Raw genomic sequence first — 21,666 nt, 5'->3', positions numbered from 1 at the left:
CCGACATGACCTCCGTGCTGGGTTCGGTGCTGCCCGTGTTCGCGCTGATTCTGGCCGGTTTCGTGGTCGGTCGGCGGGGCCTGCTCGGCGCCGCGGCGACCGACAGCCTGAACAATTTCGTGGTCTGGCTGGCACTGCCCGCGCTGCTGTTCCAGGCCATGGCGCAGATCACCTGGCGCGAGGTCGCCCACCCGGGTTTCCTGATCGCCTTCGGCGTCGGCATGGGCGTCACCTTCCTGGTCGCACTGCTGTTCGCGCGCGCACCGGGCCGCGGACTCGCGGACCTGAGCCTGGAGGGACTGAGCGCGTCCTACGCCAACACCGGCTACATGGGCATCCCGCTGTGTCTGATCCTGTTCGGCAAGGACAGCCTGCCGCCCGCGATCATCGCCACCCTGATGACCGCGACCGTGCTGTTCGCCGGCGCCATCGTGCTGATCGAGACCGATCTGCAGCAAAGCCCTCATTTCGGCCGCACCCTGCTGCGCGTGGGCCGCTCGCTGCTGCGCAATCCGCTGGTGCTCGCCCCCCTGCTCGGGTTGGCCTACGCGCTCACCGGATGGCCATTGCCCGCCCCGGTGCTGCGCTTCACCAGCCTGCTCGGCGCCGCCGCCAGCCCCTGCGCGCTGGTCACCATCGGCCTGTTCCTGTCGCGCAGGCAACCCGGGCAGGCCGGCGGCAGCGTCGGCCGCGTGGTCGGATTCAAGCTGTTCCTGCAGCCGCTGGTCACCGCCGCGCTCGCCTTCGGCGCCTTCCAGATGCCGGCGGTGTGGTCGCATACGGCGGTGCTGATGAGCGCCCTGCCGGTGGGCACGGGACCGTTCATGCTGGCCAAGTTCTACGACCGCGAAGCGGGTCTCGCCTCGCGTTCGATTCTCTATTCCACGCTGCTCTCGGTGGCGACGATCTCCGGTCTCGCCGCCTGGCTCGGCGGCTAGCGCGATTCGCGCGGCGGCAGCGTTTCCTCGTCCTCCTGCGCCAGGCCGTCGTTCAGTGACACCCAGGGCAGGCGGCTGCTCACCCAGATATGTCGATCCGGCGGATGGCGCTCGGGATGGTCCAGGGTGCTCACGGTGACGTCGAGGGTATCCGGCGCGAGCGGCGTCCACAGCGCGAGGTGTGCGCCGCAGGCGGGACAGAAATAACGTTCGCCCCCGCTTGCCGGCCGGTAGCAGTGCGGCTCGACTCCGGTCCACTGGAAGGCCGCGCGCGGCACGCTGGCCCAGGTGACATGCGTCCCTCCGGTGCTGCGCCGGCACTCGCCGCAGTGGCAGATCGCCACGTCGTCGAGACCCGCGGCGTCGATCCGGTAGCGGCAGGCACCGCAGGCACAGCGGCCCTCGATCACGCCGCCCGCTCCTGGCGCGGCAGATAGGCGAGCGCGATCAGCAGGCACAACCCGACGGCGAGGAACAGCGCCCCCGGCCCCCAGTGGATGAAGGCCAGCACGCCGCCGAGGCCGCCAACATCAGCGCGGGTACGCTGTAGCCGCCGACGGCAGACAGGCCCGCCAGCGTCAGCAGCCCGCCCTCGATCAGCAGCGCAATGCCGTAGCTGCGCCCCGGGCGCAGCACCGTGGAAGAGATCATCAGACCGGCCATCGCGCCGATCAGAAAACTCGCCATAATCCCGAACAGCACCAGCAACCGGCGCAGATCGTCATGCCCAAGGTCGATGCCCAGCATGATCGCGGGACCGCTCATGTGGCTGACCGGCAGTCCGGCATAGCTGAGCATCATCGCATTCACGTAACCGGCGAGCGCAGCCAGCAGTGCCGCGGCGACGAACAGCAGCGGCATCGCTCCATCGTCGGCAAGGGCGGCAGCGGTTTGTTCGGGCATCTGCGAGTACGGCATAACGCACAGCATATCGCTTCCGCAGGCGAAGCGCGCAGCCGTCAGGCAGAATCAGGTCATCAGACTCAGGATGGAATACAGACTGGACAACAGATCGGTATAGCTATCGTCGAACATGACGCCTGCGACCAGGGCGCGCCCCTGCTGACTCACGCTCACGACCCGCCCATGCAGCGATTGCATTCCAAACGGCGCCGGCAATGGCAAGTCCAGTCCGATCGCGGTGCCGGCGTCGCAGCCCTGCGCATTGGACTCCGGATAGGCGATCTTGGCGCCCTGCTCCGAGATATCGAGCAACAGGGCAATGTTCTTTTCACCAGTCGAGCCAACCAAAGTGCATGGCAGTCGACATGGCAGACGGCGGTGCTGACGCACACTGACACGGTCGATCCGCTCCGGATAGTGCAGGAAAAGCAGCGGCTCCGGCAGCGCGCCCGAATGGATCACGGGAGTCACGAATCCATAGGCGACACCGTCCACAAGGAAGCGCACGATAAGCTTGTCGCCCACTCTTGGGGCAAGCGAGGCCACACCCGGCGACTTGCCCGAGGCGGCGGCACGCACAATCACGTATTCCTGCGCCACACAGCCCAGAATGCTCGCCTCGAAACGCGCCTCATAAGGCGGAACCTGCACGAAGACCTTGAGACCGCCGGTCAGAATGGGGCTGAAATCGCTGGGTTCGGCATCCTGTGGCTGTTTGGCTAGTTCGATATCCTGCTGGACCGTCATCTGTTTTTTGCCCCGATCTGGTTCAAGGCGTCCACAATGTCGCCATTTCTGTTTTCCCTAACACCAGCCAGCCATCCGAATTAACAACATATTGCTTCAGAACGATGACACATACCGAGTCGGCAACATTCGGCATCGGCCCGATGATCTACGAGCACCCCAGCACAAAGCAAAAAGCGATCCAATTCCTACCGCTGGCGGATAGCTCGCTTACGGTCTCCCCCGCACCGCGAGCCAGAATCCGAACCGACCGTGCAGGGGAATGCGGCGGAGCACCTTGAGTGTCCGGGCATCAATCACCGCGAGTTGGTTACCACGCGTCGTGGCGCTATAGACATAACGGCCGTTGTCGGAGGAGCGCACACCGTGCGGGCCGGCTCCGACGTCAATACGCCGTACCACTTTCAGCGAACGGGTATTGATCGCATCCACCGTATCCCCGCCAATATCCGTGGTAAAGGCAAGTTTGCCGTCCGCCAGCACATCCATGCCACCGTGAAATAGGCCGACGTGAATGTAGCGTTTAACCCTTCCAGTGGCCAGATCAACGACCGCCACCGTACCGTCCTGGTGTGGCGCGGGATGATTGCGCACCCAAAGCGTGCGCCCGTCGGGGCTCAGGGCCAGATTGTGTGGTCCGGTCATACCCGGCAACGGAATGTCCCGGAGCACCTTGCCGGCGCGTATATCGACCACGGCGATCTTGTCCGCGCCCTGAACGGAGACATAGGCCAGATGGCCGTGCTTCGAAAATACCAGGTTGTGCGGCATCCGGCCCACGGGGATGGTGCGGGTCACCTTGAAATCCCGTAGGTTGATCAGCTTGATCGCGCCGGCCGAGGTGTCCACCGCGACGCCAAGCTGGCCGGTGGGACTTATGTTGACGCCCTGCACCACCCTGCCGATCCTGACCGTGGCCAATTTCCGTCCGTTATGGGCGTCGGCGAAATAGATCCGCCCCGTCTTGAACCCGCTGATCATCAGCAGATTTCCCTTGGGTCCTACCTCGACATAATGACAGTCTGGATAACCATGCCACACGACCTGGCGAGGAAATTCCTCGATATCTCCGGTCTGCTGCATGTCGACGTATACCGGTTCGGGGAACAGCCTTTGCAGGCCCCCGGCGTGGGCAACTGCCGGTAGCGCAACGCACAGAGTGACCAGGTTCACAATCCGCCTGACATGGGGCGCGAAGGAAAGGGATATCCGCTTCAAGGGTCCGGCCTCGGAAATATGCAGCTTCGACATGGGCGCGTCTCCAGTGCACGATGACGCACTCGAGCGTCATCGCAAAGGTCATTAGATAGGCATCAAACCTTACTTTGACCCGTTCCTAAGCCTCGCGTTCGCTTTTTAGCACCGTTTGACCCAGCAGAGGACGCGGTTGTTCGCCGGCATGGTCACGTCTTCGGCCAGTTCGAGTCCGGCATCCGTAGCCAGTTCGCGAATAGCCTCGAAATCGCGCACCCCGCTTTGCGGGTCGCGTCCCTTGAGCCAGGCATCGAAGCGGGCATTGCTCTCGCTGGTAAAGCGCCCGCCGTAGTTGAACGGTCCGTAGAGCGCGAAACGCCCGCCGGGCGCCAACGCCTCGCCCACGCCGGCAATGAACTCGCAGACCGCGGGCCAGGACATGATGTGTGCGGTATTGGCGGAATAGGCATATTCGTAGGCAGCCGCCTCGACCGGCCAGGGGCGCCGACGCACGTCGAGCTCAAGTGGTGCCAGCACGTTGTCCAGCCCCGCCTCGTCACGCCAGGCATGGATGCCCGGCAGATTGTCGGCAACCTCGCTGGGCTGCCAGCTCAGATGCGGCAGCTCGGCGGAAAAATACACCGCGTGCTGACCGGTGCCGCTGCCGATTTCGAGCACCCGGCCGGGTGCGTCGAAAAACCCCCGCAGCACGGTCAGTATCGGATCCCGGTTCTGTTCGCTGGACTCCGCATAGGGTTTGCCGGTGGGCATGAGCTTCCCCGAGGCGCTGGATTGAGGCGCAAGATTAACACCTACCGGGCAAAGACGTGCGGCGGTGCCCGACTGGACACCGCCGCAGGTTGACCCGATGGTCGCTTCAGCCCTTCGGCGGCAGGGTGATCGCGGTGAACAGCGTCTGGCCGTGCGCCCTCACCCGAACGGCGATCGAACGACCGGCAGGCAATCCGTCGACCAGTCGTTTGAGCTGCTCCGGCGAGTGGACCGGCTCGCCGGCGACGTCCAGGATCACCATGCCGGGCATGATGCCCGCGTTGGCGGCCGGACCGTTGCCGACGCCGATGACCAGCACGCCATGCTCGACGCCGAAGTGCTTCTTGTCCTTCTCGCTCAACGACTGCACCTGGATGTGCAGGCGCGAGATGTTGCCGTTCACCGTGGAGCCAGTGCCGCCACCGGCGTTTTGCGGCAGCACGCCGACCGTCGCATGCAGCGTCATCGCCTTGCCGTTGCGCAGGATGCCGATATCGACCTTCGTCCCCGGCAGGGTGTTGCCCACCATCGGCGGCAACTGACCCACCGTGTCGACCGGCTGGCCGTTGAAGGTCACGATCACGTCGCCGGGCTTGAGACCGGCCTTGGCGGCGGGGCTATGGTGCGACACCGAGGCGACCAGCGCGCCCACCGGCTCCTTCAGATTGAGGGCCTTGGCCATCTGCGTGGTCACGTCCTGCACCTCGACGCCGAGCCAGCCGAACTGCACCGGCTTGTGCTGCTTGAAGTCGTCCACCACGTGCATCACGGTGTCGATCGGGATCGAGAACGAGAGCCCCATGTAACCGCCGCTGCTGGTGTAGATCTGGTCGTTGATACCGACCACCTGACCTGACATGTTGAGTAGTGGACCGCCCGAATTGCCGGGGTTGATCGGTACGTCGCTCTGGATGAAGGGAATGTACTCGTCGTCGTGCGGCAGGGTGCGGTTGATCGCGCTGACCACGCCCTGGGTCACGGTATTGAAAAACCCGAACGGCGCACCGACCGCAAGCAGCCACTGGCCGACCTTGAGGTTGTTGGAATTGCCGATCGGAGCCGTGGGCAGGTCATGCGCATCGATCTTGAGCAGCGCCGTGTCATAGCGCACCGACAGGCCGACCAGCTTGGCCGGATAGGAGCGGTGGTTGGTCAGGGTCACCACGATGTGGCTGGCGTGACGCACCACGTGGCCGGCGGTGACGATGTAGCCGTTGGAGCTGAGAATGAAACCCGAACCGAGGTCGGTCACCTTCTCGTGCTGCTGTCCGCCGGGCGCCATGAACTGGCGGAAGAACTGATGGAACGGCGAACCCGGGGGGAAAGGATCCTGCGGACCCTGGTGCACCACGCGCGAACTGGTGCTGCTGATGTTCACCACGGCGTCGCCGACGCGCTTGATGATCGGCGTGAAGTCGGGCAGGTTCACCAGCTGCCGCTGCGGCGAGGTGTCCGGATGGATCGGCAGATCGGGCTTGCCGGCGAAGGCCCAGCCGCTCATGCCCACACCGAGCCCGAACACCGCGGCCAGGAGTGCGTTCAACCAGATGCGGGGCGCCCTGTGCCGGCGCCGCGGCAACGTCTTCCATTTCATGATCGTTTTCTCCCTGTCTGGCATATTGTCTGGCGGATGGACAGGAAAGCGCTGCAGGGGTTCCGTATGCCCGAAACGACCCGCATTCGGTGTAAATGCCGCAAAGCAAGAGACCGCGCGGTCTGTAGCCGCACTGCGACGGTTCCCGGGTCGCAAAGATTTACTCGTTTTTACGCATCAGCGAGGGCTGCAGGTCGATGACAGCGGACGAACGCGAAATCGTGATCTGCGGGCTGGACGGCGTGCTCGCCCTGATCGAACACCGCCTGCATCACCTGCACAACGAGACCGGCGAGCGCGACTGGGACGCCTTCCATGCCGCCTGCGGCGACGATATGCCCAACCTGCCCCTGATCCAGCGGCTCAACCAGGCGCGCGCGGCGGGCACCCCGGTCATCCTCCTGAGCGGGCGCAGCATGGGCGTGCGCGCGCAGACCGAGCGCTGGCTGCGCGACTGGCGGATCGAGCACGACGCCCTCTGGCTGCGCCCCGAACGGGACCGGCGTCCTGCGCTCGCCTTCAAGACGGAGGTGATCGAACGACACTACGCAGGACGGCGCATCCGCCGCGTCTACGAATCGGCACATCACCTCGACGTCGCGCGCTGGCATGCGCAGCAAGGCACGCCCTGCACCCTGTTCGGCCCCAACCAGGGCAACGGCGCGACGCGCGAACAGTTCGAACTGAAAACCATCCGCCACGCCTGCGAGCATGTGATGCTCTACCCCTTCTACGGCGACGACGACTATGCCTGGGAAGACCGTTGCGGGCAGCTCGCGGAAGGCACCTGCCTGCTATGCCAGGCCGAGGAGGCCGGGGCGGAGCGCGCCCGGCAGGCCGCCGCCGCGCGCCTCGCAGCGCAGGCGCGCGGGCTGCCGCCGTTGGAGGGTTCGGAAAGGCAGATCGCCTGGGCCGAGGGCGTGCGCCTGTCCGCCTTCGGCGGCCTCGACAAGGTCAACGCCTGGGTCGTCCGCGTCGATGCGCAGGCCGAGGCCGAGGACCCCGACCACTGGCGCACGGTCAAGCAGGGCATCGCCCGCGCCGCCGACTATCTCGCCGCGCAGACCGAGGCGCGCTGGTGGATCGACCACCGCCACGGCATCAGCAACAGCCTCGACGGCGGTCGCGCGCTGGTCAACGCGGTGGCCGAGCAGGAAGGCTACTTCTAGGGCTTGACGAACAGCTTGCGCGGGAACGGCGCGAGCAGTTCGTAGCCGTCGGCGGTGACCACGAAACTCTCGGAGATCTCCACGCCCCAGTCGTCCATCCAGATTCCGGGAATCAGATGGAAGGTCATGCCCGGTTCGAGCACGGAACGGTCGCCGGGGCGCAGGCTCATGGTGTGTTCGCCCCAGTCGGGCGGATAGTTCAGCCCCATCGAATAACCGATGCGCGACTCCTTGACGATGCCGCGCGGCGCCGTGACCGATCGCCAGGCCGCCTCGATGGCCTCGCAGGTGGCTCCCGGCTTGACCGCATCCAGCGCCGCCTGCACGCCGTCGGCGACGATCATCGCCGCGTCCACCAGACGCTTGGGCGGATCGCCCATGAACACGGTGCGCGCCATCGGGCAGTGGTAGTGGTAGCGCGCCGCGGCCAGTTCGAGGATGCAGGCCTCCTCGCGCACGAAGGGCTTGTCGGTCCAGGTCAGGTGCGGGGTCGAGGTGCCGCGACCGGTCGGCAGCATCGGCGCGATGGCGGGATAGTCGCCGCCGTAGGCCTGGGTGCCGCGCATCTGCGCGCGGTAGATCTCGCCCACCGCGTCGCACTGGCGGATGCCCGGCTCGACATTGCCCAGCGCGACCTTCATCACCCGCTGCATGATCTGCCCGGCCTGGCGCATGTATTCGAGTTCCTGCGGCGACTTGATCGAACGCAGTCCGGACACCAGACGGGTGACGTCGATGAAGCTCGCGTGCGGCATCTGCCTGCGCAGTACCTCATAGCCACGCGCCGAGAAATAGTAACTGTCCATGTCCAGGCCGATGCGCGCGTTGTCCAGCTCGCGTTCGCGCAGGATGTGCGCGACGAAGTCCATCGGATGGCGGTGATCGTGGTGCACGTAGCGGTCGGAATAGGCGTAGAGGTTGGCGTCTTCGACGTAGGTCGTCTCGCGCGCGCCGTTGAGGTCGATGCCGCGCCCGATCCACAGCGGCTCGGGTTCGGCCAGAGCCACCACGATCAGCTGCGGCACGTAAAACGACCAGCCGTCGTAGCCGGTCAGGTAATTCATGTTGGCCGGGTCGAACACCAGCAGCACCTCGATCCCCTGCGCCTTCATCAGGGTCTTGGTGCGCAGCAGGCGGTCGGCGTATTCCAGCGGGCTGAAGGGCAGGGGCCAGATGTCGCCGTGACGCGCGGGGCAACCGACCGGCGACACCGCGCTGGCATGCTGGTAAGGGGTTTCATTGGTCATGCATGAGCCTCTCGTTCACTTTCGCGCCGGCGCAGGTGCCGGCCCCCTCTTCACGCCGGACCGGTCCGGCGCGTCACTCCCCGATAGTCAGACCGTACCCCGCCGCGACCGCACGCGCCAGTGCATGGGCCGCGATCGCGGTGTCCTGCGCACCGGTGCCGGTCAGATCGCAGAGCGTGATCTCGTCCCTGTCGGTGCGTCCGCTGGACCGTCCGCAGAGCACCGCGCCCAGTTCGACGGGCAGGGTGTCCGCCGGCATTGCGCCCGCCGCCACCGCCGGACCCAACTCGCCGAGGGCCAGGCTCTGCGCGGCCACGTCGCATATGAATCGGTCTGCCCGCGCCACGGCGGCGGGGGCGATCTCGTTCTTGTAGGGCGCATCCGAACCCATGGCCGTGACGTGCTGGCCGGGATGCAGCCATTCGGCCTGCACCAGCGGTTCGCGCGCAGGCGTCGTGGTCACCACGATATCCGCCTCGCGCACCACCGCCTCGGCCGCTTCGCGCGGCTCGACCGGAATGCCGAGGCGCGCGCGCATCTCGTCGGCATAGACCAGCGCGGCATTGCGCTCGCGTGCCCACACCAGCACCCGTTCGAGCGGACGCACGAGGCTCAGCGCCTCGATCTGCAGCCGCGCCTGCACGCCGCTGCCGAGCACGCCGGCCACGCGGGCATCGGCACGCGCCAGGGTGCGTGCCGCCAGCGCGCCTGCGGCGGCCGTGCGCACGTCCGTGAGATAGCCGTTGTCCAGCAGCACCGCGACCGTGCGCCCGCTCGTGGCATCGAGCAGCGCCATGAAGCCCGAGAGGCTGGGCAGACCGCGCGCGGGATTGCCGAAAAAGCCCGAGGAGGCCTTGATCGCAAGCTGCGGCAAGCCGTCGATGTAGGCGGTCTTGATGTCGACCTCCGCATTGCGTGCGGCGATCTCCAGCGCCAACACCGGCGGCTGGATCGCGCGGCCCTCGCCGAGGGCCAGAAAGGCGTGCTCCGCGGCCTCGATGGCGGCCTCGTCGAGCCGCACGAGGCGGCGCAGTTCGCCCTCGCCGAGAATCCGTACGCTCATGTCAGTCTCGTTCGCAGATGAGTCGGGTGAACCGGTCCATGTCGACATTGTTGCCGGTGACGAGGACGACCGCGCGGCGACCGCCGCCGGGCACCTCGCCGCGCGCCAGCAGTGCCACGCCCACCGCGGCCGCCCCTTCCGTCACCAGGCGCTCGTGACGATAAAGCTCGCGCATCGCGGCGGCGATTTCCGCCTCGGAAACCTGGACGACCGTGTCCGCCAACGCGCGCACCAGGGCGAAGCTGTAGCGGTTGTCGAGGCCGATGCCGCCACCCAGGCTGTCGGCCAGCGTCGTTTCCTCGGCGACCTCGACCGGACGCCCGGCACGCAGGCTCTCGATCATCGCCGCACCCCGCTGCGGGCTGATGCCGACGACATGCACGTCCGGCTTGACCGCCTTCACCGCCAACGCCACCCCGGCAAGCAGCCCGCCCCCGGACAGCGGCACCAGCAGAGTGTCGAGATCGGGCGCATCCTCCAGCAGTTCCAGGCCTAGGGTGCCCTGCCCCGCGATCACATCGGGGTGATCGAAGGGCGGGATATAGCCAAGGCCCCGCGTCTCGGCGAGGCGCAGGGCCTCGGCCACCGCGGCATCCTGGTCGTCGCCGGCCAGCACCACCTCGGCGCCCAGTTCGCGCACCGCCGCGACCTTGTTGGCGGGCACCAGAGCGGACAGACAGACGGTGCAGGCGACGCCCTCGGCGCGCGCGGCCCAGGCCAGCGCGCGGCCGTGGTTGCCGGTGGAGGCGGTCACCACGCCGCGGGTGCGGGTCTCGGGCGCCAGCGCGAGCAGCGCATGCGTCGCCCCACGCAGCTTGAAGGCGCCGCTGGGCTGCAGCATCTCCAGCTTGAGCGACACCGAGTCGGCGCCGCAGGCGCGCGCCAGACGCGGCGAGGACAGCAGCGGCGTGCGCGCCACGCGCCCGGCGATGCGGGCGCGGGCGCGGTAGACGTCGGCCGGGGTCGGCGCGCCGACCTCAGCCGCCACTCAGCGCGCCCTGCCCCACGAGCTCGTCGGCCACGGCGGCCACCGCCTCGCGCGCGGTTTCGGCGATGCGGTCCGCCTCGGCGCGGGTAAGCACCAACGGCGGCGCGAAGCCGAGGATGTCGCCGTGCGGCATGGCGCGGGCGAGCACGCCGCGCGCACGGCAGGCCTCGTAGATGCGCACACCGACCTTGTGCTTGGGCGCGAAGGGCAGCCGCGCCGCCGGATCGCGGGCGAACTCGACCGCGGCCAGCATGCCCGCGCCGCGCACCTCGCCGACGATGGGCGAATCGGCCAGCGCCTCGCGCAGGCCGGCCAGCAGGTAGTCGCCGGTGGTGCGCGCCCGTTCGACCAGCCCCTCGCGCTCGATAATGTCGAGGTTGGCCAGCGCGGCGGCGGTGCCCAGCGGATGGCCGGAATAGGTCCAGCCGTGGCCCAGCGCGCCGAGGCGATCGGCGCCCTCTTCCAGCACGCGCCACACGCGCTCGCCGACCATCACCGCGGACAGCGGCGCGTAGGCGCTGGTCAGGCCCTTGGCCAGGGTCATCAGGTCGGGCTCGATGCCGTACTTCTCGCTGCCGAAGGTCGTGCCCAGGCGGCCGAAGCCGGTGATCACCTCGTCGGCGATCAGCAGGATGTCGTAGCGGCGCAGCACCGCCTGGATCGCCTCCCAGTAGCCCTCGGGCGGCGGGATGATGCCGCCGGTGCCGAGCACCGGTTCGCCGATGAAGGCAGCGACCGTGTCCGGCCCTTCCTCCAGAATCATGCGTTCCAGCTCGTCGGCGCAGTACTGCGAGAACTCCCGCTCGCTCATGCCGGCATCCTCGCGACGATAGTAATGCGGGGTGAGCGTATGCCGGATCTGCGGCATCGGCAGATCAAAAGCCTGATGGAACACGGGCAGACCGGTCAGGCTGCCGGTCATCACGCCGGAACCGTGATACGCGCGGTGGCGCGAGATGATCTTCTTCTTGGTGGTGCGGCCGAGGATGTTGTTGTAGTACCAGACCAGCTTGATCTGGGTTTCGTTGGCGTCGGAGCCGGAAAGGCCGTAGTACACCCGGCTCATGCCCGCCGGCGCCATGCGGATCAGGCGCTCGGACAGCTCGATCAGCGGCTCGTTCGAATACCCGGCGTAGCTGTGGTAGTAGGCCAGCTCGTGCGCCTGCCGTGCGATGGCCTCGGCCACCTCGGTGCGGCCGTAGCCGATGTTCACGCAGTACAGCCCGGCGAAGCCGTCGAGGTATTCATTGCCGTGGGCGTCGCGGATGGTCGCGCCTTGCCCGCCGGTGATGATCTGCGGGCCGCCCGAAAGGCCCTGGGCGTGCGCCTTGAGCTGGGTGGATGGGTGCAGCACATAGGCGCGGTCGGCGGCTTCCAGCTCGGCCAGGCCGGCGCTGTCTCGTGGGGTGATGGCTTCCTGGCTCATGCGATTCTCCTGTGGCTTGGCCTCACGCCGGCAGGGCGAGGCAGGTGTAGTGAATTTCGCTGTATTCGTCGAGGCCGTGGCGCGAGCCCTCACGCCCCTGGCCGGACTGCTTGACGCCGCCGAAGGGGATCGGCGGGCCGGTCAGCTTGACGCAGTTGACCGCCAGCATGCCGTAGTCGAGCGCATCGCCGACGCGGGCGGCACGGGCGAGGTCGCGCGTATAGCAGTAGGCGACCAGGCCGTATTCGGTGTCGTTGGCGAGGCGGATCGCCTCGGCCTCGTCGTCGAAGGGCATCACCGCGGCGACCGGCGAGAAGGTCTCCTCGCGGAACACGGCCATCTCCGGGGTGACGTCGGCGAGCACGGTCGGCGCATAGAAATGGCCGCCGAGGGCCTCGCCGCCGGCCAGCACGCGGGCGCCGAGCCGGCGCGCATCGGCCACGTGGGCCGCCGCCTTGGCCACCGCACGTTCGTCGATCAGCGGGCCGATCTCGGTATCCTCGGCCAGGCCGTGACCGACGCGCAGGCGTGCCGTGGCGGCGGCGAAGCGTTCGAGGAAGCGTGCGTAGAGCGGCCGCTGCACCAGGATGCGGTTGGCCGCCAGGCAATCCTCGCCGGAGGTCTGGAACTTGGCGGCGAGCGCGCCCGCGACGGCGGCATCCAGATCGACGTCGTCGAACACCACGAACGGCGCGTTGCCGCCGAGTTCGAGGGTGAGGCGCTTGACCGTGTCCGCCGACTGGCGGATCAGCGCCTTGCCGACCTCGGTGGAGCCGGTGAAGCTGAGCGCGCGCACACGCACGTCGCGCATCAGCTCGGCGGCGAGCGTGCGCCCGTCACCGGTGACGACCTGGAACACGCCGCCGGGAATCCCGGCGCGCTCGGCCAGACGCGCCAGCGCCAGCGCCGAGAACGGCGTTTCGCTCGCTGGGCGCACGATCATCGGGCAGCCCGCGGCGAGGGCGGCGGCGGCCTTGCGCGTGACCATCGCCGAGGGAAAGTTCCAGGGCGTGATCGCAGCGGTGACCCCCACCGGCCGGCGCACGGTGCTCAGGCGGCGCCCGGGCAGATGGCTGGGGATGGTCTCGCCACTGGTCCGGCGTCCTTCCTCGGCGAACCAGCGGACGAAGCTGGCGGCGTAGTCGATCTCGCCGCGCGCCTCGGCCAGCGGTTTGCCCTCCTCCAGCGTCATGATGCGCGCGAGATCCTCGCGGTGGCCGCGCATGCCCTCGTACCAGGCCAGCAGACGCTCGGCACGCTCGTCCGGGGTCAGCGCCGCCCAGGCGGGCAGCGCCGCGGCGGCCGCGTCGATGGCGCGGCGCATCGTTGCGGGGCCGGCCGCGGGCACGTGACCCAGAATATCGCCGGTGGCGGGATCGACGACCGGGATGCGGCCGCCCTCGGCGACCCATTCGCCCGCGACCCAGTCGCGCTCGCTCCAGAGTTCGGGATCGGCGAGGCGTGTATCGAATTCGCGGTTGATGGCGGCTTCGGCCATGATGTCGCCCTCCGTTGCTGAGGTCGTGGGGGTTCGGGCAACGACACACGCCGCGCCCATGGTCACAGTATGGGCGCGCCCCGGGCGATACCGTGGCCTTAAACGGCCCCGCTGCGCAGAGAGTCTTGCCTGACCTCGGCCCTCGAAACGGACCGCTTCGCGGCAGTGCGTCCACCCCCTGAAGGACGCCGGCGCTTGACTCGCCGGCTGCATCGCGGTTTCTTGGGAACCTTACGGGAGGAATTCATGGACGACACCAGCCGCGTGCACTGCGACATCGACCTGGACTCGCCCGGCCTGCGCGCCGGCAATCTGCATCTGCCCCTGTCCACCGACGCCTCCGCCTGGGGGCGTCTGCTGACGCCGATCGTCGCCTGCATGGGCGGACCGGGGCCGACCCTGGTGCTCACCGGCGCCAGCCACGGCGACGAGTACGAAGGCCCGCTCGGCATCCTGCGCCTGCTGCAGGGCCTGGACGCCTCCTCGCTGCGCGGGCGCATCGTCGCCCTGCCGGCGCTCTGCTATCCCGCGCTCCAGGCGGGCCGGCGGCTGTCGCCGCTTGACGGCGCCAACATGAACCGCAGCTTCCCCGGACGCGCGGACGGCGGCCCCACGGCCGCCATCGCCCACTGGGTCCACACGCGGCTGCTGCCGCAGGCCGATGCGGTGATCGACATCCATTCCGGGGGCAGCACCCTGCGCTTTGCGCCCAGCGCGGTCATCCACGAGCTGGCCGATCCGGCGCAGCGCGCGGCGACGCGCGCCCTGGCCGAGGCCTTCGCCGCCCCCTTCACCCAGGTGCTCACCGAGCTGGACAGCGCCGGCGAGCTGGACAGCGCGGTCGAGGCCATGGGCCTGCCCTTCCTGTCGACCGAGCTGGGCGGTGGCGGCGGCGTCACCCCCGCCACTGTGGCGCTGGCCCATGCCGGGCTGCTGCGCTGCCTCGCCGCCCTCGGCATGCTCGACGCTGCCCCACCGGCGTCCGCGCCGACGCGCTTTCTCGAGGTGCCCGAAGACGGCTACGTGATGGCGCTGCGCGGCGGCCTGCTCGAACCGCTGATCGAGGTCGGCGATCCGGTCGCCGCGGGACAGATCGTCGCCCGGCTGTACGACATCGACACCCCGCTGGCGCCCCCCCTGCCGCTGCACGCACCGGCCGACGGCGTGCTGGTGTGCCGTGCGGCCCGCGGCGGCGTGGCGCGCGGCGACACGCTGGCCGTGGTCGGCCGCGACGGCGGACACGGCGCATGAGGGCCGCCCGCCACGGCAGACGGAAACGAGGCGGTTCGCGATGAGGCGCGCGCGACTGGACCGTTACGACCTCGCCATTCTGACGGCGCTGCAGCGCGACGGGCGGATGTCCAAGCTGCGCCTGGCCGAGGCCATCCACCTCTCGCCCACCCCCTGCTGGGAGCGGTTGCGCCGGCTCGAACGCGAGGGTCTGGTACGCGGCTACCATGCCGAGGTGGCGATCGACGAACTGCTCGACGTCGCCCACTTCCTGGTCGAGGTCACGCTCACCCGCCATCGCGCGGAGGATTTCGCGCGCTTCGAAGGCGCGGTGGCGCAACGCCCGGAGGTACTGTCCTGCTACGCGGTCGCCGGCGGCTTCGACTATCTGCTGCTGGTCGTGGCCGCCGATATCGTCGCCTACCAGCGCTTCATCGACGGCTGGCTGGAGGACGGCATGGGCGTGGAGCGCTACTTCACCTACGTGGTCACGCGCACCGTCAAGCAGGACCGCGCATTCCCGCTCGAACGCTTCTGGGACAACCGCCGGCGCGATGACCCGGAGCCCGGCTAGGCGCCGCCGTTCGCCCGTGCCCAGCGCACGATGTCGGCCGTACCCATGGCGCCCGCCTGACGCGCCGCCTCGCGACCGCCCTTGAACAGCGCCAGCGTGGGGATGCTGCGGATCGAGAACTGCGCCCCCAGCGCCGGCTCCGCCTCGGTGTCGACCTTAACCAGGCGCACGTGCGGTTCGAGCTGCGCCGCCGCCTCGGCGAAGTAAGGCGCCATCATCCGGCAGGGACCGCACCATGGCGCCCAGAAATCGACCAGCAGGGGAATGTCGCTGCGCGCGACGTGCTTGTGGAAACGCTCGGCGGTCAGCGGCAGCGGCTCGCCGGTGAACAGCGGGCGATGGCAGTTGCCGCAGCCGGGGCCGTCGGCCAGGCGGACGGCGGGGATGCGATTGACCGCATCGCAATGCGGACACACGATGTGCAATGAATCACTCACGGGACGACCTCACTGTCGGGTTGTCGAAAAACGCTCACCATCGGAACGTGCCCCAGCGACGCGGCGACACCGCACCGCGACCATGCCCTGCGCCGACGGCGAAACCGGCCTCGCCATGCCGCCAGGGTGTCGAACGCGCGGGCACCGGGCGGTATTCGGCCAGACGCGCGATGCGCCGCGCGCTCGACGGGTGCGAGCGCAGCAGCGCGGGCTCGCGCCGATAGCCGGGCAGCAGGATGCGCGCGAGCCAGCCCTGCCGCCCCTCGTCCAGCTTGGCCAGCGCGGAAGCAAGACCCTCGGGATCCCCGGTCAGGCCGACGGCGAAACGGTCCGCGTCGTATTCGCGCGTGCGCGACAGCGCGAGCTGAGCCAACGCCGCCGGATACGGCGCGAAGATGAGCAGCCCCAGGGCGAGGGGATTGAGCGCCACGTGGCCGAACAGCATCAGCGGCAGGCTGAACAGGGCCAGCAGGACCCCGATCTGCGCGCACAGGGCGATGGCCCGGCTCATCAGGTCCGCGATCGCCATCACCCGCAGGTCGCCGCTGTGGATATGTCCGATCTCGTGTGCCAGCACCCCGGCCAGCTCGCGCGGCGCGAGCCGCCTGAGCAGGCCGTCGGTCAGCGCCACCGCGGCGGCGCCGCGGCCGCCGACGGTAAAGGCGTTGGCGGCCGGACTCGGCAGATAGTAGAGGACCGGACGCCGCGGTAGTCCGGCGCGCGCGCTCAGCTCGTCGAGCATCGACCACAGCTCCGGTGCGCGTTCCGGCGGGATCGGCACGGCGCCGAAGCGCGCCATGGCCTGCGCGGACGACATGCCCGACACGAACGGCAGCACGAGCAGGCCGATCAGGAGACCCAGGCCGGCCGGCCCCCACAGCATCCAGCCCAGCAGAGTCAGGAAGACGGCGATGAACGCCAGCAGCAGCATGCTCTGCAGCGCATTGCGCCAGGCATGGCGCCGTGCGGCGGGAGGCAGGGCGGAGGGCGTCACCAGCGAGAACCTCAATCCGCGGCCGGACCCAGCCGTGCGCGCAGGCACCCGATCTCGTCGAGCAGCTCCAGCGCCAGCGCGGCACCGGCCGCATTCACGCCGAGATCGCGCTGCAGGCGCAATGCGCTGCGCACGCGGTAGACGGCGACGGCCCGAAAACGCCAGCTCCCGACGTCGCGTCCCAGCGGCACCACCGCCCCCTCCTCCGCCAGTTCCACGATGCGCTCGACCGGCACCCGGCAGACGGCGCACAGCTCCTGCAGGGTCAGCTCGAACTCGTCGGCCAGCAGATCGCCGCTGAGCGGCGTCGGTATGTCTCGGCTCATGGGCGTCCTCCCGTGAGATCGGCGCGGGGATCGAAGGGCATGCTGCGGGCGCAGGCACGATAGGCCTCGCGCGCGGCCTCGGTGTCGGCGGGCGGCAGTGCGATGCTCAGGACCACGTAGAGATCGCCCGGCGGGTCGCCGGGAATCCCGCGCCCGCGCAGACGCAGCCGGCGCCCGCCCGCCGAGTTCGGCGGAATCTTCAGATCCACCCGCCCGTCCGGCGTCGGCGCCTCGACGCTGGCGCCGAGCGCCGCCTCCCAGGGGGCGACCGGCAGCGAAAGATAGACGTCGCGGCCCTCGACGCGGTACAGGCCGTGCGGCTCGAAGGTGACCTCGAGATACAGGTCGCCGGCAGCGCCGCCGCCGATGCCTGGCCCGCCCTGGCCGCTCAGGCGAATCATCTGACCCTCGCGCACGCCCTTGGGGATGCGTACGTTCAGGGTGCGCTCGACCAGATGCGGGCGGCCGTCGGCGCCGAGTTCGGTGTGCTTGAGCGCGAGGCTGCGCGTGGCGCCGCGGTAGGCGTCCTCCAGCGCGATGGCGACGCGGGCGTGCGCGTCCTCGCCGCGGGCATGAAAGTGCGCCCCATGTGCGCCTCCGCGCGCACGGCGGGCATGGCCGCCGGCAAAACCGCCGCCGAACAGGCTCTCGAAGAAATCGCTGAACTGCGCCGCGTCCTCGGGATTCATGTCGTGGTATTCGAAGCCCTGGTTCCAGTCCGGCGGCGGCCGGAAGTCCTGCCCGGCCTTCCAGTTGGCGCCCAGCTGGTCGTAGGCGGCGCGTTTCTCGGGATCCTTGAGCACTTCGTAGGCCTCGTTGACCTCCTTGAAGCGCTCTTCGGCATCCGCCTCCTTGCTCACGTCCGGATGGTATTTTCGCGCCAGTTTGCGGTAGGCGCGCTTGATCTCGTCCTGCGTCGCGTCGCGCGCCACGTCCAGCAGCCGGTAGTAATCCTTGAACTCCATGGTGCGTCACCCTCGCCTCGCCGCAGCCGGCGCGTTCCGGGAAAGTATGGAAGATCGCAAGGCAATGCGTGACGACCGGGATCAAGTTGCGCTACGGGAATTCGCCTCGGCACGCCTTCTCCGGGGAATATTCCGTCGCCTGCGGGCAGGATCAAGGGTGCCGCGGTGCTTTACCGCGGACGGTCGAAGGCCAGACGCGCGGCAAGCCCCAGAAGCACCACCCCCATCAGCCAGCGCTGCATCAGCACCCAGGCGGGCCGACGCGTCAGGAAGACGGCGACGCTGCCGGCGGCGATGACGATCAGCCCGTTGACGGTGAGACTCACCAGGATCTGCGTCGTGCCGAGTTCGATCGACTGCAGGAATACATCGCCATGCGGGGTCATGAATTGCGGCAGCAGCGAGAGATAAAGCACGGCGGCCTTGGGATTGAGCAGAGCCGTCAATAGTGCTGACAAATACAGCCGACGGCCTCTAGCGATCGGCAGGGCGCGCAACTCGAACGGCGAGCGCCCGCCGGGGCGTACCGCCTGCCAGGCCAACAACAGCAGGTAGGCCGCGCCGGCCGCGCGCAGGGCATCGTAGGCGTAGGGCATCACCAGCAGCAGCGCGGTGATGCCGAGCGCGGCGCACAACATGTAGCAGACGAAGCCGGTGGCCACGCCGGCCAGCGACACCAGTCCCGCACGGCGTCCCTGGCAGAGGGTGCGCGACAGCAGATAGATCATGTTCGGCCCCGGGGTCAGCACCATCGCGAGGCTGACCAGCCCGAAACCGAGCAGATGGATCGGCGCGGCCCCCGTCATCGCATGGCCACTCGGCCTGGAGCCGCGCTCAGGGTTCGACGAGGCATTCGTGGGTGATTTCCACGCTGCCGTCCTCGAACACCGTCTCCAGGCGCACGTCGAAACCCCACAGCCGTGCCAGGTGGCGCAGCACCTCGTCGGTCGACTCGCCCAGTTCGCGCCGGTTGTGCCGGGTGTGGCGCAGGGTGAGCGAACGGTCGCCGCGACGGTCGACGTCGTAGATCTGGATGTCGGGTTCGCGGCTGCCGAGGTTGTATTGCTCGGCCAGGGCGTCGCGCACGTAGCGGTACCCGGCTTCGTCGTGGATCGCCGAGATCTCGAGGTTCTCGCGCTCGTCGTCGTCCAGCACGGAAAACAGCTTCAGATCGCGGATGACCTTGGGCGAGAGGTACTGCACGATGAAGCTCTCGTCCTTGAAGTTGCGCATCGCGAAATCCAGCGACTTGACCCAGTCGGACCCGGCCAGTTCGGGAAACCAGTAACGGTCCTCGTCCGTGGGGTGCTCGCAGATGCGGCGAATGTCGCTCATCATCGCAAAGCCCAGCGCATAGGGGTTGATGCCGCTGTAGCGCGGGTCGTCGAAGCCGGGCTGGAACACCACGTTGGTGTGCGACTGCATGAATTCCAGCATGAAGCCGTCGTTGATCAGCCCTTCGTCGTACAGGTGGTTGATGATGGTGTAGTGCCAGAACGTCGCCCAGCCCTCGTTCATCACCTGGGTCTGGCGCTGCGGGAAGAAGTACTGCGCGATCTTGCGCACGATGCGCACGATCTCGCGCTGCCAGGGCTCCAGCAGCGGGGCATTCTTTTCGATGAAGTACAGCAGGTTTTCCTGCGGTTCTCCGGGGAAGCGCGCGACGCGCTCGTCGCGTCCTGCGCCGCCCGGCGGCGTGGGGATGGTGCGCCACAGGTCGTTGATCAGCGACTGGCGGTAGGCCTCGCGTTCCTGCTGGCGCTCGCGCTCGCGCTGCGCGGACAGGCGCGTGGGGCGCTTGTAGCGGTCGACGCCGTAGTTCATCAGCGCATGGCAGGAATCGAGCAGCAGTTCGACCGCCTCCTCACCGTAGCGCGATTCGCATTCGGCGATGTAGTGCTTGGCGAAGAGCAGGTAGTCGATGATCGCGTCGGCGTCGGTCCAGGTGCGGAACAGGTAGTTGTTCTTGAAAAAGGAGTTGTGTCCGTAGCTGGCGTGCGCGATCACCAGCGCCTGCATCATCATGGTGTTTTCCTCCATGAGGTAGGCGATGCAGGGATCGGAATTGATCACGATTTCGTAGGCCAGCCCCATCTGGCCCCGCTTGTAGCGCTGCTCCACGGCGATGAACTGCTTGCCATAGGACCAGTAGTTGTAGCCGACGGGCATGCCGGACGACGAGTAGGCATCCATCATCTGCTCGGCGCTGATGATTTCGATCTGGTTCGGGTAGGTATCCAGCCCGTAGTGCGCCGCGACGCGCGCGATCTCGGCATCGTAGCGCTGGATCAGCTCGAAATCCCATTCCGATCCCTCGGACAGCGGCTTGTTGCGCTTCATACAGTCTGCTTCCTGAACAATTCGCGGAACACGGGGTAGATGTCCTGCAGCGTGCGAATCCGCTGCATGGCGAAATTCGCGCAGGCGGCCTGCACCTTTTCGTATTCCATCCACAGGTTCTGCGGTTTTTCCGCCTCGATCTCCACATAAGCGTAGTACTGCAGGCAGGGCAGGATTTTCTCGATCAGCAGATTCCGGCACAGCGGCGAGTCGTCGGTCCAGTTGTCGCCGTCGGAGGCCTGCGCCGCGTAGATGTTCCAGTCGGAGGTGGGATAGCGCGAACGGATGATGTCGTAGCTCAGTTCGAGCGCGCTCGAGACCACTGTGCCACCGGTCTCGCGGGCGTAGAAAAAGTCGTGTTCGTCGACTTCGAGCGCCGTCGTGTGATGGCGGATGAACACCACCTCGATGTGCTCGTAATGCCGCGTGAGGAAGAGGTACAGCAGGATGAAGAAGCGCTTGGCGATGTCCTTGCGTGCCGCGTCCATCGACCCGGACACGTCCATCAGGCAGAACATCACCGCCTGCGAGGCCGGTTTCGGCTCCTTGACCCGATTGCGGAAGCGCAGGTCGAAGGTGTCGATGAAGGGTATCCGGTCGAGCCGCTGCCTGAGCGCCTCGATCTCCTCGCGCAGCGCCAGCACCGACGCCTCGTCCGCGTCGTCGCCATCGGCCAGCAAGGCCTCCAGGGCCGCCTCCGCCTCGCGCAGCCGACGGCGAACCCCGCCGCCCAGCGCCATGCGCCGGGCCACGGCGCCGCGCAGGGAACGCACCACGTCGATGTTCGAGGGTACGCCGCTCGGCGTGTAGCCGGCGCGCACCGACTTGAAGTCCTCGATTTTGGCCAGCTGCGTCTTGACCAGATCGGGCAGTGCCAGGTCCTCGAAGAAGAATTCCAGGAACTCCTCATGCGAGAGGTTGAACACGAAATCGTCCTCGCCGCAGCCGTCCTCACTGGCGCTGCTGCCGCCGCTGCCCGAACCCGAAGGCGGGCGCTTGACTCGATCTCCCGTCACGAAGTCGTGGTTGCCGGGATGTACCGCCTCGCGCCGGCCTGCGCCGCCATGCTGGAACACGGGTTCGGAGATGTCCTTGCTGGGGATGCTGATCTTCTCTCCCTTGTCGACATCGGTGATGCTGCGCCCGGCCAGCGCCTCGCTCACCGCCTGCTTGATCTGGCTCTTGTAGCGCCGGATGAAGCGCTGCCGATTGACCGCGCTCTTGTTGCGGCCGTTGAGCCTCCTGTCGATGAGCTGACTCAT

22 protein-coding genes are annotated in these 21,666 nt (G+C 68.0%); 4 read left to right on the top strand and 18 right to left on the bottom strand.

Annotated elements, in window-relative coordinates; translation table 11 throughout:
• Positions 1 to 5 precede the first annotated feature (5 nt).
• Complete coding sequence (locus BJI67_RS03435; RefSeq protein ID WP_038093344.1) at positions 6 to 938, top strand: AEC family transporter; 933 nt, start codon at positions 6 to 8, stop codon at positions 936 to 938.
• On the opposite strand, the gene BJI67_RS03430 is transcribed toward BJI67_RS03435, so the two are convergent.
• The 6 genes from BJI67_RS03430 to BJI67_RS03405 form a co-directional block, all read right to left on the bottom strand.
• Positions 935 to 1,348 carry a GFA family protein gene (locus tag BJI67_RS03430; protein WP_070071842.1) on the bottom strand — a complete coding sequence of 138 codons (414 nt, stop codon included), beginning with the start codon at positions 1,346 to 1,348 and terminating at the stop codon, positions 935 to 937. The genes BJI67_RS03435 and BJI67_RS03430 overlap by 4 nt on opposite strands.
• A gap of 37 nt (positions 1,349 to 1,385) precedes the next feature.
• Complete coding sequence (locus BJI67_RS03425; RefSeq protein ID WP_197513284.1) at positions 1,386 to 1,841, bottom strand: DUF1275 family protein; 456 nt, start codon at positions 1,839 to 1,841, stop codon at positions 1,386 to 1,388.
• Between the two features lie 66 nt (positions 1,842 to 1,907).
• Positions 1,908 to 2,588, bottom strand: coding sequence for a flagellar brake domain-containing protein (locus BJI67_RS03420; protein WP_070071840.1), 681 nt, complete (start codon positions 2,586 to 2,588; stop codon positions 1,908 to 1,910).
• A gap of 210 nt (positions 2,589 to 2,798) precedes the next feature.
• Positions 2,799 to 3,839: a cytochrome D1 domain-containing protein gene (locus tag BJI67_RS03415; RefSeq protein WP_083250603.1), complete on the bottom strand. Its 1,041-nt coding sequence runs from the start codon at positions 3,837 to 3,839 to the stop codon at positions 2,799 to 2,801.
• Positions 3,840 to 3,944: 105 nt separating this feature from the next.
• Positions 3,945 to 4,553: a DUF938 domain-containing protein gene (locus BJI67_RS03410; protein WP_070071839.1), complete on the bottom strand. Its 609-nt coding sequence runs from the start codon at positions 4,551 to 4,553 to the stop codon at positions 3,945 to 3,947.
• Between the two features lie 106 nt (positions 4,554 to 4,659).
• The gene (locus tag BJI67_RS03405; protein ID WP_070073921.1) at positions 4,660 to 6,147 is read right to left on the bottom strand and encodes a Do family serine endopeptidase; all 1,488 of its coding nucleotides are present in this window, start codon (positions 6,145 to 6,147) and stop codon (positions 4,660 to 4,662) included.
• 197 nt (positions 6,148 to 6,344) lie between these two features.
• On the opposite strand from BJI67_RS03405, the gene BJI67_RS03400 reads away from it, so the two are divergent.
• A complete protein-coding gene (locus BJI67_RS03400; RefSeq protein ID WP_070071838.1) occupies positions 6,345 to 7,316 on the top strand; it encodes a phosphatase domain-containing protein in 972 nt (323 codons plus the stop codon).
• Here BJI67_RS03400 and BJI67_RS03395 read toward each other — a convergent pair.
• The 5 genes from BJI67_RS03395 to BJI67_RS03375 all read right to left on the bottom strand — a co-directional run bounded on the left by BJI67_RS03395 (position 7,313) and on the right by BJI67_RS03375 (position 13,598).
• Positions 7,313 to 8,563 (bottom strand): M24 family metallopeptidase, encoded by a 1,251-nt coding sequence (locus BJI67_RS03395; protein ID WP_083250602.1) that lies wholly within the window; start codon positions 8,561 to 8,563, stop codon positions 7,313 to 7,315. The genes BJI67_RS03400 and BJI67_RS03395 overlap by 4 nt on opposite strands.
• 73 nt (positions 8,564 to 8,636) lie before the next feature.
• Positions 8,637 to 9,626: a cyclodeaminase gene (locus tag BJI67_RS03390; RefSeq protein ID WP_070071837.1), complete on the bottom strand. Its 990-nt coding sequence runs from the start codon at positions 9,624 to 9,626 to the stop codon at positions 8,637 to 8,639.
• Between the two features lies 1 nt (position 9,627).
• The gene (gene eutB / locus BJI67_RS03385) at positions 9,628 to 10,614 is read right to left on the bottom strand and encodes a hydroxyectoine utilization dehydratase EutB (protein WP_070071836.1); all 987 of its coding nucleotides are present in this window, start codon (positions 10,612 to 10,614) and stop codon (positions 9,628 to 9,630) included.
• Complete coding sequence (locus tag BJI67_RS03380) at positions 10,604 to 12,040, bottom strand: aminotransferase (protein ID WP_070071835.1); 1,437 nt, start codon at positions 12,038 to 12,040, stop codon at positions 10,604 to 10,606. Before BJI67_RS03380 ends, eutB begins: the two co-directional genes overlap by 11 nt.
• Positions 12,041 to 12,062: 22 nt before the next feature.
• Positions 12,063 to 13,598 carry an NAD-dependent succinate-semialdehyde dehydrogenase gene (locus tag BJI67_RS03375; RefSeq protein ID WP_269449613.1) on the bottom strand — a complete coding sequence of 512 codons (1,536 nt, stop codon included), beginning with the start codon at positions 13,596 to 13,598 and terminating at the stop codon, positions 12,063 to 12,065.
• A gap of 162 nt (positions 13,599 to 13,760) precedes the next feature.
• Here BJI67_RS03375 and BJI67_RS03370 point away from each other — a divergent pair, with 162 nt between their 5' ends.
• Both BJI67_RS03370 and BJI67_RS03365 read left to right on the top strand, forming a co-directional pair.
• Positions 13,761 to 14,789 carry a succinylglutamate desuccinylase/aspartoacylase domain-containing protein gene (locus tag BJI67_RS03370; RefSeq protein ID WP_156782008.1) on the top strand — a complete coding sequence of 343 codons (1,029 nt, stop codon included), beginning with the start codon at positions 13,761 to 13,763 and terminating at the stop codon, positions 14,787 to 14,789.
• Positions 14,790 to 14,829: 40 nt separating this feature from the next.
• Complete coding sequence (locus BJI67_RS03365) at positions 14,830 to 15,342, top strand: Lrp/AsnC family transcriptional regulator (RefSeq protein ID WP_070071832.1); 513 nt, start codon at positions 14,830 to 14,832, stop codon at positions 15,340 to 15,342.
• Here the strand turns inward: BJI67_RS03365 and trxC are convergent.
• From trxC to BJI67_RS03330, 7 genes are all read right to left on the bottom strand, one after another.
• Positions 15,339 to 15,779 carry a thioredoxin TrxC gene (gene trxC / locus BJI67_RS03360; protein WP_070071831.1) on the bottom strand — a complete coding sequence of 147 codons (441 nt, stop codon included), beginning with the start codon at positions 15,777 to 15,779 and terminating at the stop codon, positions 15,339 to 15,341. The two genes, BJI67_RS03365 and trxC, sit on opposite strands and share 4 nt — an antisense overlap.
• 34 nt (positions 15,780 to 15,813) lie before the next feature.
• Complete coding sequence (locus BJI67_RS03355; RefSeq protein WP_070071830.1) at positions 15,814 to 16,773, bottom strand: zinc metalloprotease HtpX; 960 nt, start codon at positions 16,771 to 16,773, stop codon at positions 15,814 to 15,816.
• An 11-nt stretch (positions 16,774 to 16,784) separates the two neighbouring features.
• On the bottom strand, positions 16,785 to 17,099 hold the full coding sequence (locus BJI67_RS03350) for a chaperone modulator CbpM (protein WP_070071829.1): 315 nt from the start codon (positions 17,097 to 17,099) through the stop codon (positions 16,785 to 16,787).
• Positions 17,096 to 18,064: a DnaJ C-terminal domain-containing protein gene (locus tag BJI67_RS03345; RefSeq protein WP_070071828.1), complete on the bottom strand. Its 969-nt coding sequence runs from the start codon at positions 18,062 to 18,064 to the stop codon at positions 17,096 to 17,098. Before BJI67_RS03345 ends, BJI67_RS03350 begins: the two co-directional genes overlap by 4 nt.
• A gap of 170 nt (positions 18,065 to 18,234) precedes the next feature.
• Complete coding sequence (locus BJI67_RS03340; RefSeq protein WP_070071827.1) at positions 18,235 to 18,870, bottom strand: LysE family translocator; 636 nt, start codon at positions 18,868 to 18,870, stop codon at positions 18,235 to 18,237.
• Positions 18,871 to 18,898: 28 nt separating this feature from the next.
• A complete protein-coding gene (locus BJI67_RS03335; protein WP_070071826.1) occupies positions 18,899 to 20,404 on the bottom strand; it encodes a SpoVR family protein in 1,506 nt (501 codons plus the stop codon).
• Positions 20,401 to 21,666 (bottom strand): YeaH/YhbH family protein, encoded by a 1,266-nt coding sequence (locus tag BJI67_RS03330; protein ID WP_070071825.1) that lies wholly within the window; start codon positions 21,664 to 21,666, stop codon positions 20,401 to 20,403. The genes BJI67_RS03335 and BJI67_RS03330 overlap by 4 nt, the downstream gene beginning before the upstream one ends.

The organism is Acidihalobacter aeolianus (genome assembly GCF_001753165.1).
GTDB classification, from domain to species: domain Bacteria; phylum Pseudomonadota; class Gammaproteobacteria; order DSM-5130; family Acidihalobacteraceae; genus Acidihalobacter; species Acidihalobacter aeolianus.
This window is presented reverse-complemented; position numbering and strand designations above follow the sequence as displayed.

Coding starts and splice junctions, on each gene's coding strand:
- BJI67_RS03340 (WP_070071827.1), bottom strand. CDS start 18,870: ATGACGGGGGCCGCGCCGATCCATCTGCTCGGTTTCGGGCTGGTCAGC.
- BJI67_RS03400 (WP_070071838.1), top strand. CDS start 6,345: ATGACAGCGGACGAACGCGAAATCGTGATCTGCGGGCTGGACGGCGTG.
- BJI67_RS03405 (WP_070073921.1), bottom strand. CDS start 6,147: ATGAAATGGAAGACGTTGCCGCGGCGCCGGCACAGGGCGCCCCGCATC.
- BJI67_RS03380 (WP_070071835.1), bottom strand. CDS start 12,040: ATGAGCCAGGAAGCCATCACCCCACGAGACAGCGCCGGCCTGGCCGAG.
- BJI67_RS03365 (WP_070071832.1), top strand. CDS start 14,830: ATGAGGCGCGCGCGACTGGACCGTTACGACCTCGCCATTCTGACGGCG.
- BJI67_RS03345 (WP_070071828.1), bottom strand. CDS start 18,064: ATGGAGTTCAAGGATTACTACCGGCTGCTGGACGTGGCGCGCGACGCG.
- BJI67_RS03335 (WP_070071826.1), bottom strand. CDS start 20,404: ATGAAGCGCAACAAGCCGCTGTCCGAGGGATCGGAATGGGATTTCGAG.
- BJI67_RS03350 (WP_070071829.1), bottom strand. CDS start 17,099: ATGAGCCGAGACATACCGACGCCGCTCAGCGGCGATCTGCTGGCCGAC.
- BJI67_RS03390 (WP_070071837.1), bottom strand. CDS start 9,626: ATGAGCGTACGGATTCTCGGCGAGGGCGAACTGCGCCGCCTCGTGCGG.
- BJI67_RS03425 (WP_197513284.1), bottom strand. CDS start 1,841: ATGCCCGAACAAACCGCTGCCGCCCTTGCCGACGATGGAGCGATGCCG.
- BJI67_RS03395 (WP_083250602.1), bottom strand. CDS start 8,563: ATGACCAATGAAACCCCTTACCAGCATGCCAGCGCGGTGTCGCCGGTC.
- BJI67_RS03420 (WP_070071840.1), bottom strand. CDS start 2,588: ATGACGGTCCAGCAGGATATCGAACTAGCCAAACAGCCACAGGATGCC.
- BJI67_RS03330 (WP_070071825.1), bottom strand. CDS start 21,666: ATGAGTCAGCTCATCGACAGGAGGCTCAACGGCCGCAACAAGAGCGCG.
- BJI67_RS03415 (WP_083250603.1), bottom strand. CDS start 3,839: ATGTCGAAGCTGCATATTTCCGAGGCCGGACCCTTGAAGCGGATATCC.
- BJI67_RS03410 (WP_070071839.1), bottom strand. CDS start 4,553: ATGCCCACCGGCAAACCCTATGCGGAGTCCAGCGAACAGAACCGGGAT.
- BJI67_RS03375 (WP_269449613.1), bottom strand. CDS start 13,598: ATGGGCGCGGCGTGTGTCGTTGCCCGAACCCCCACGACCTCAGCAACG.
- BJI67_RS03435 (WP_038093344.1), top strand. CDS start 6: ATGACCTCCGTGCTGGGTTCGGTGCTGCCCGTGTTCGCGCTGATTCTG.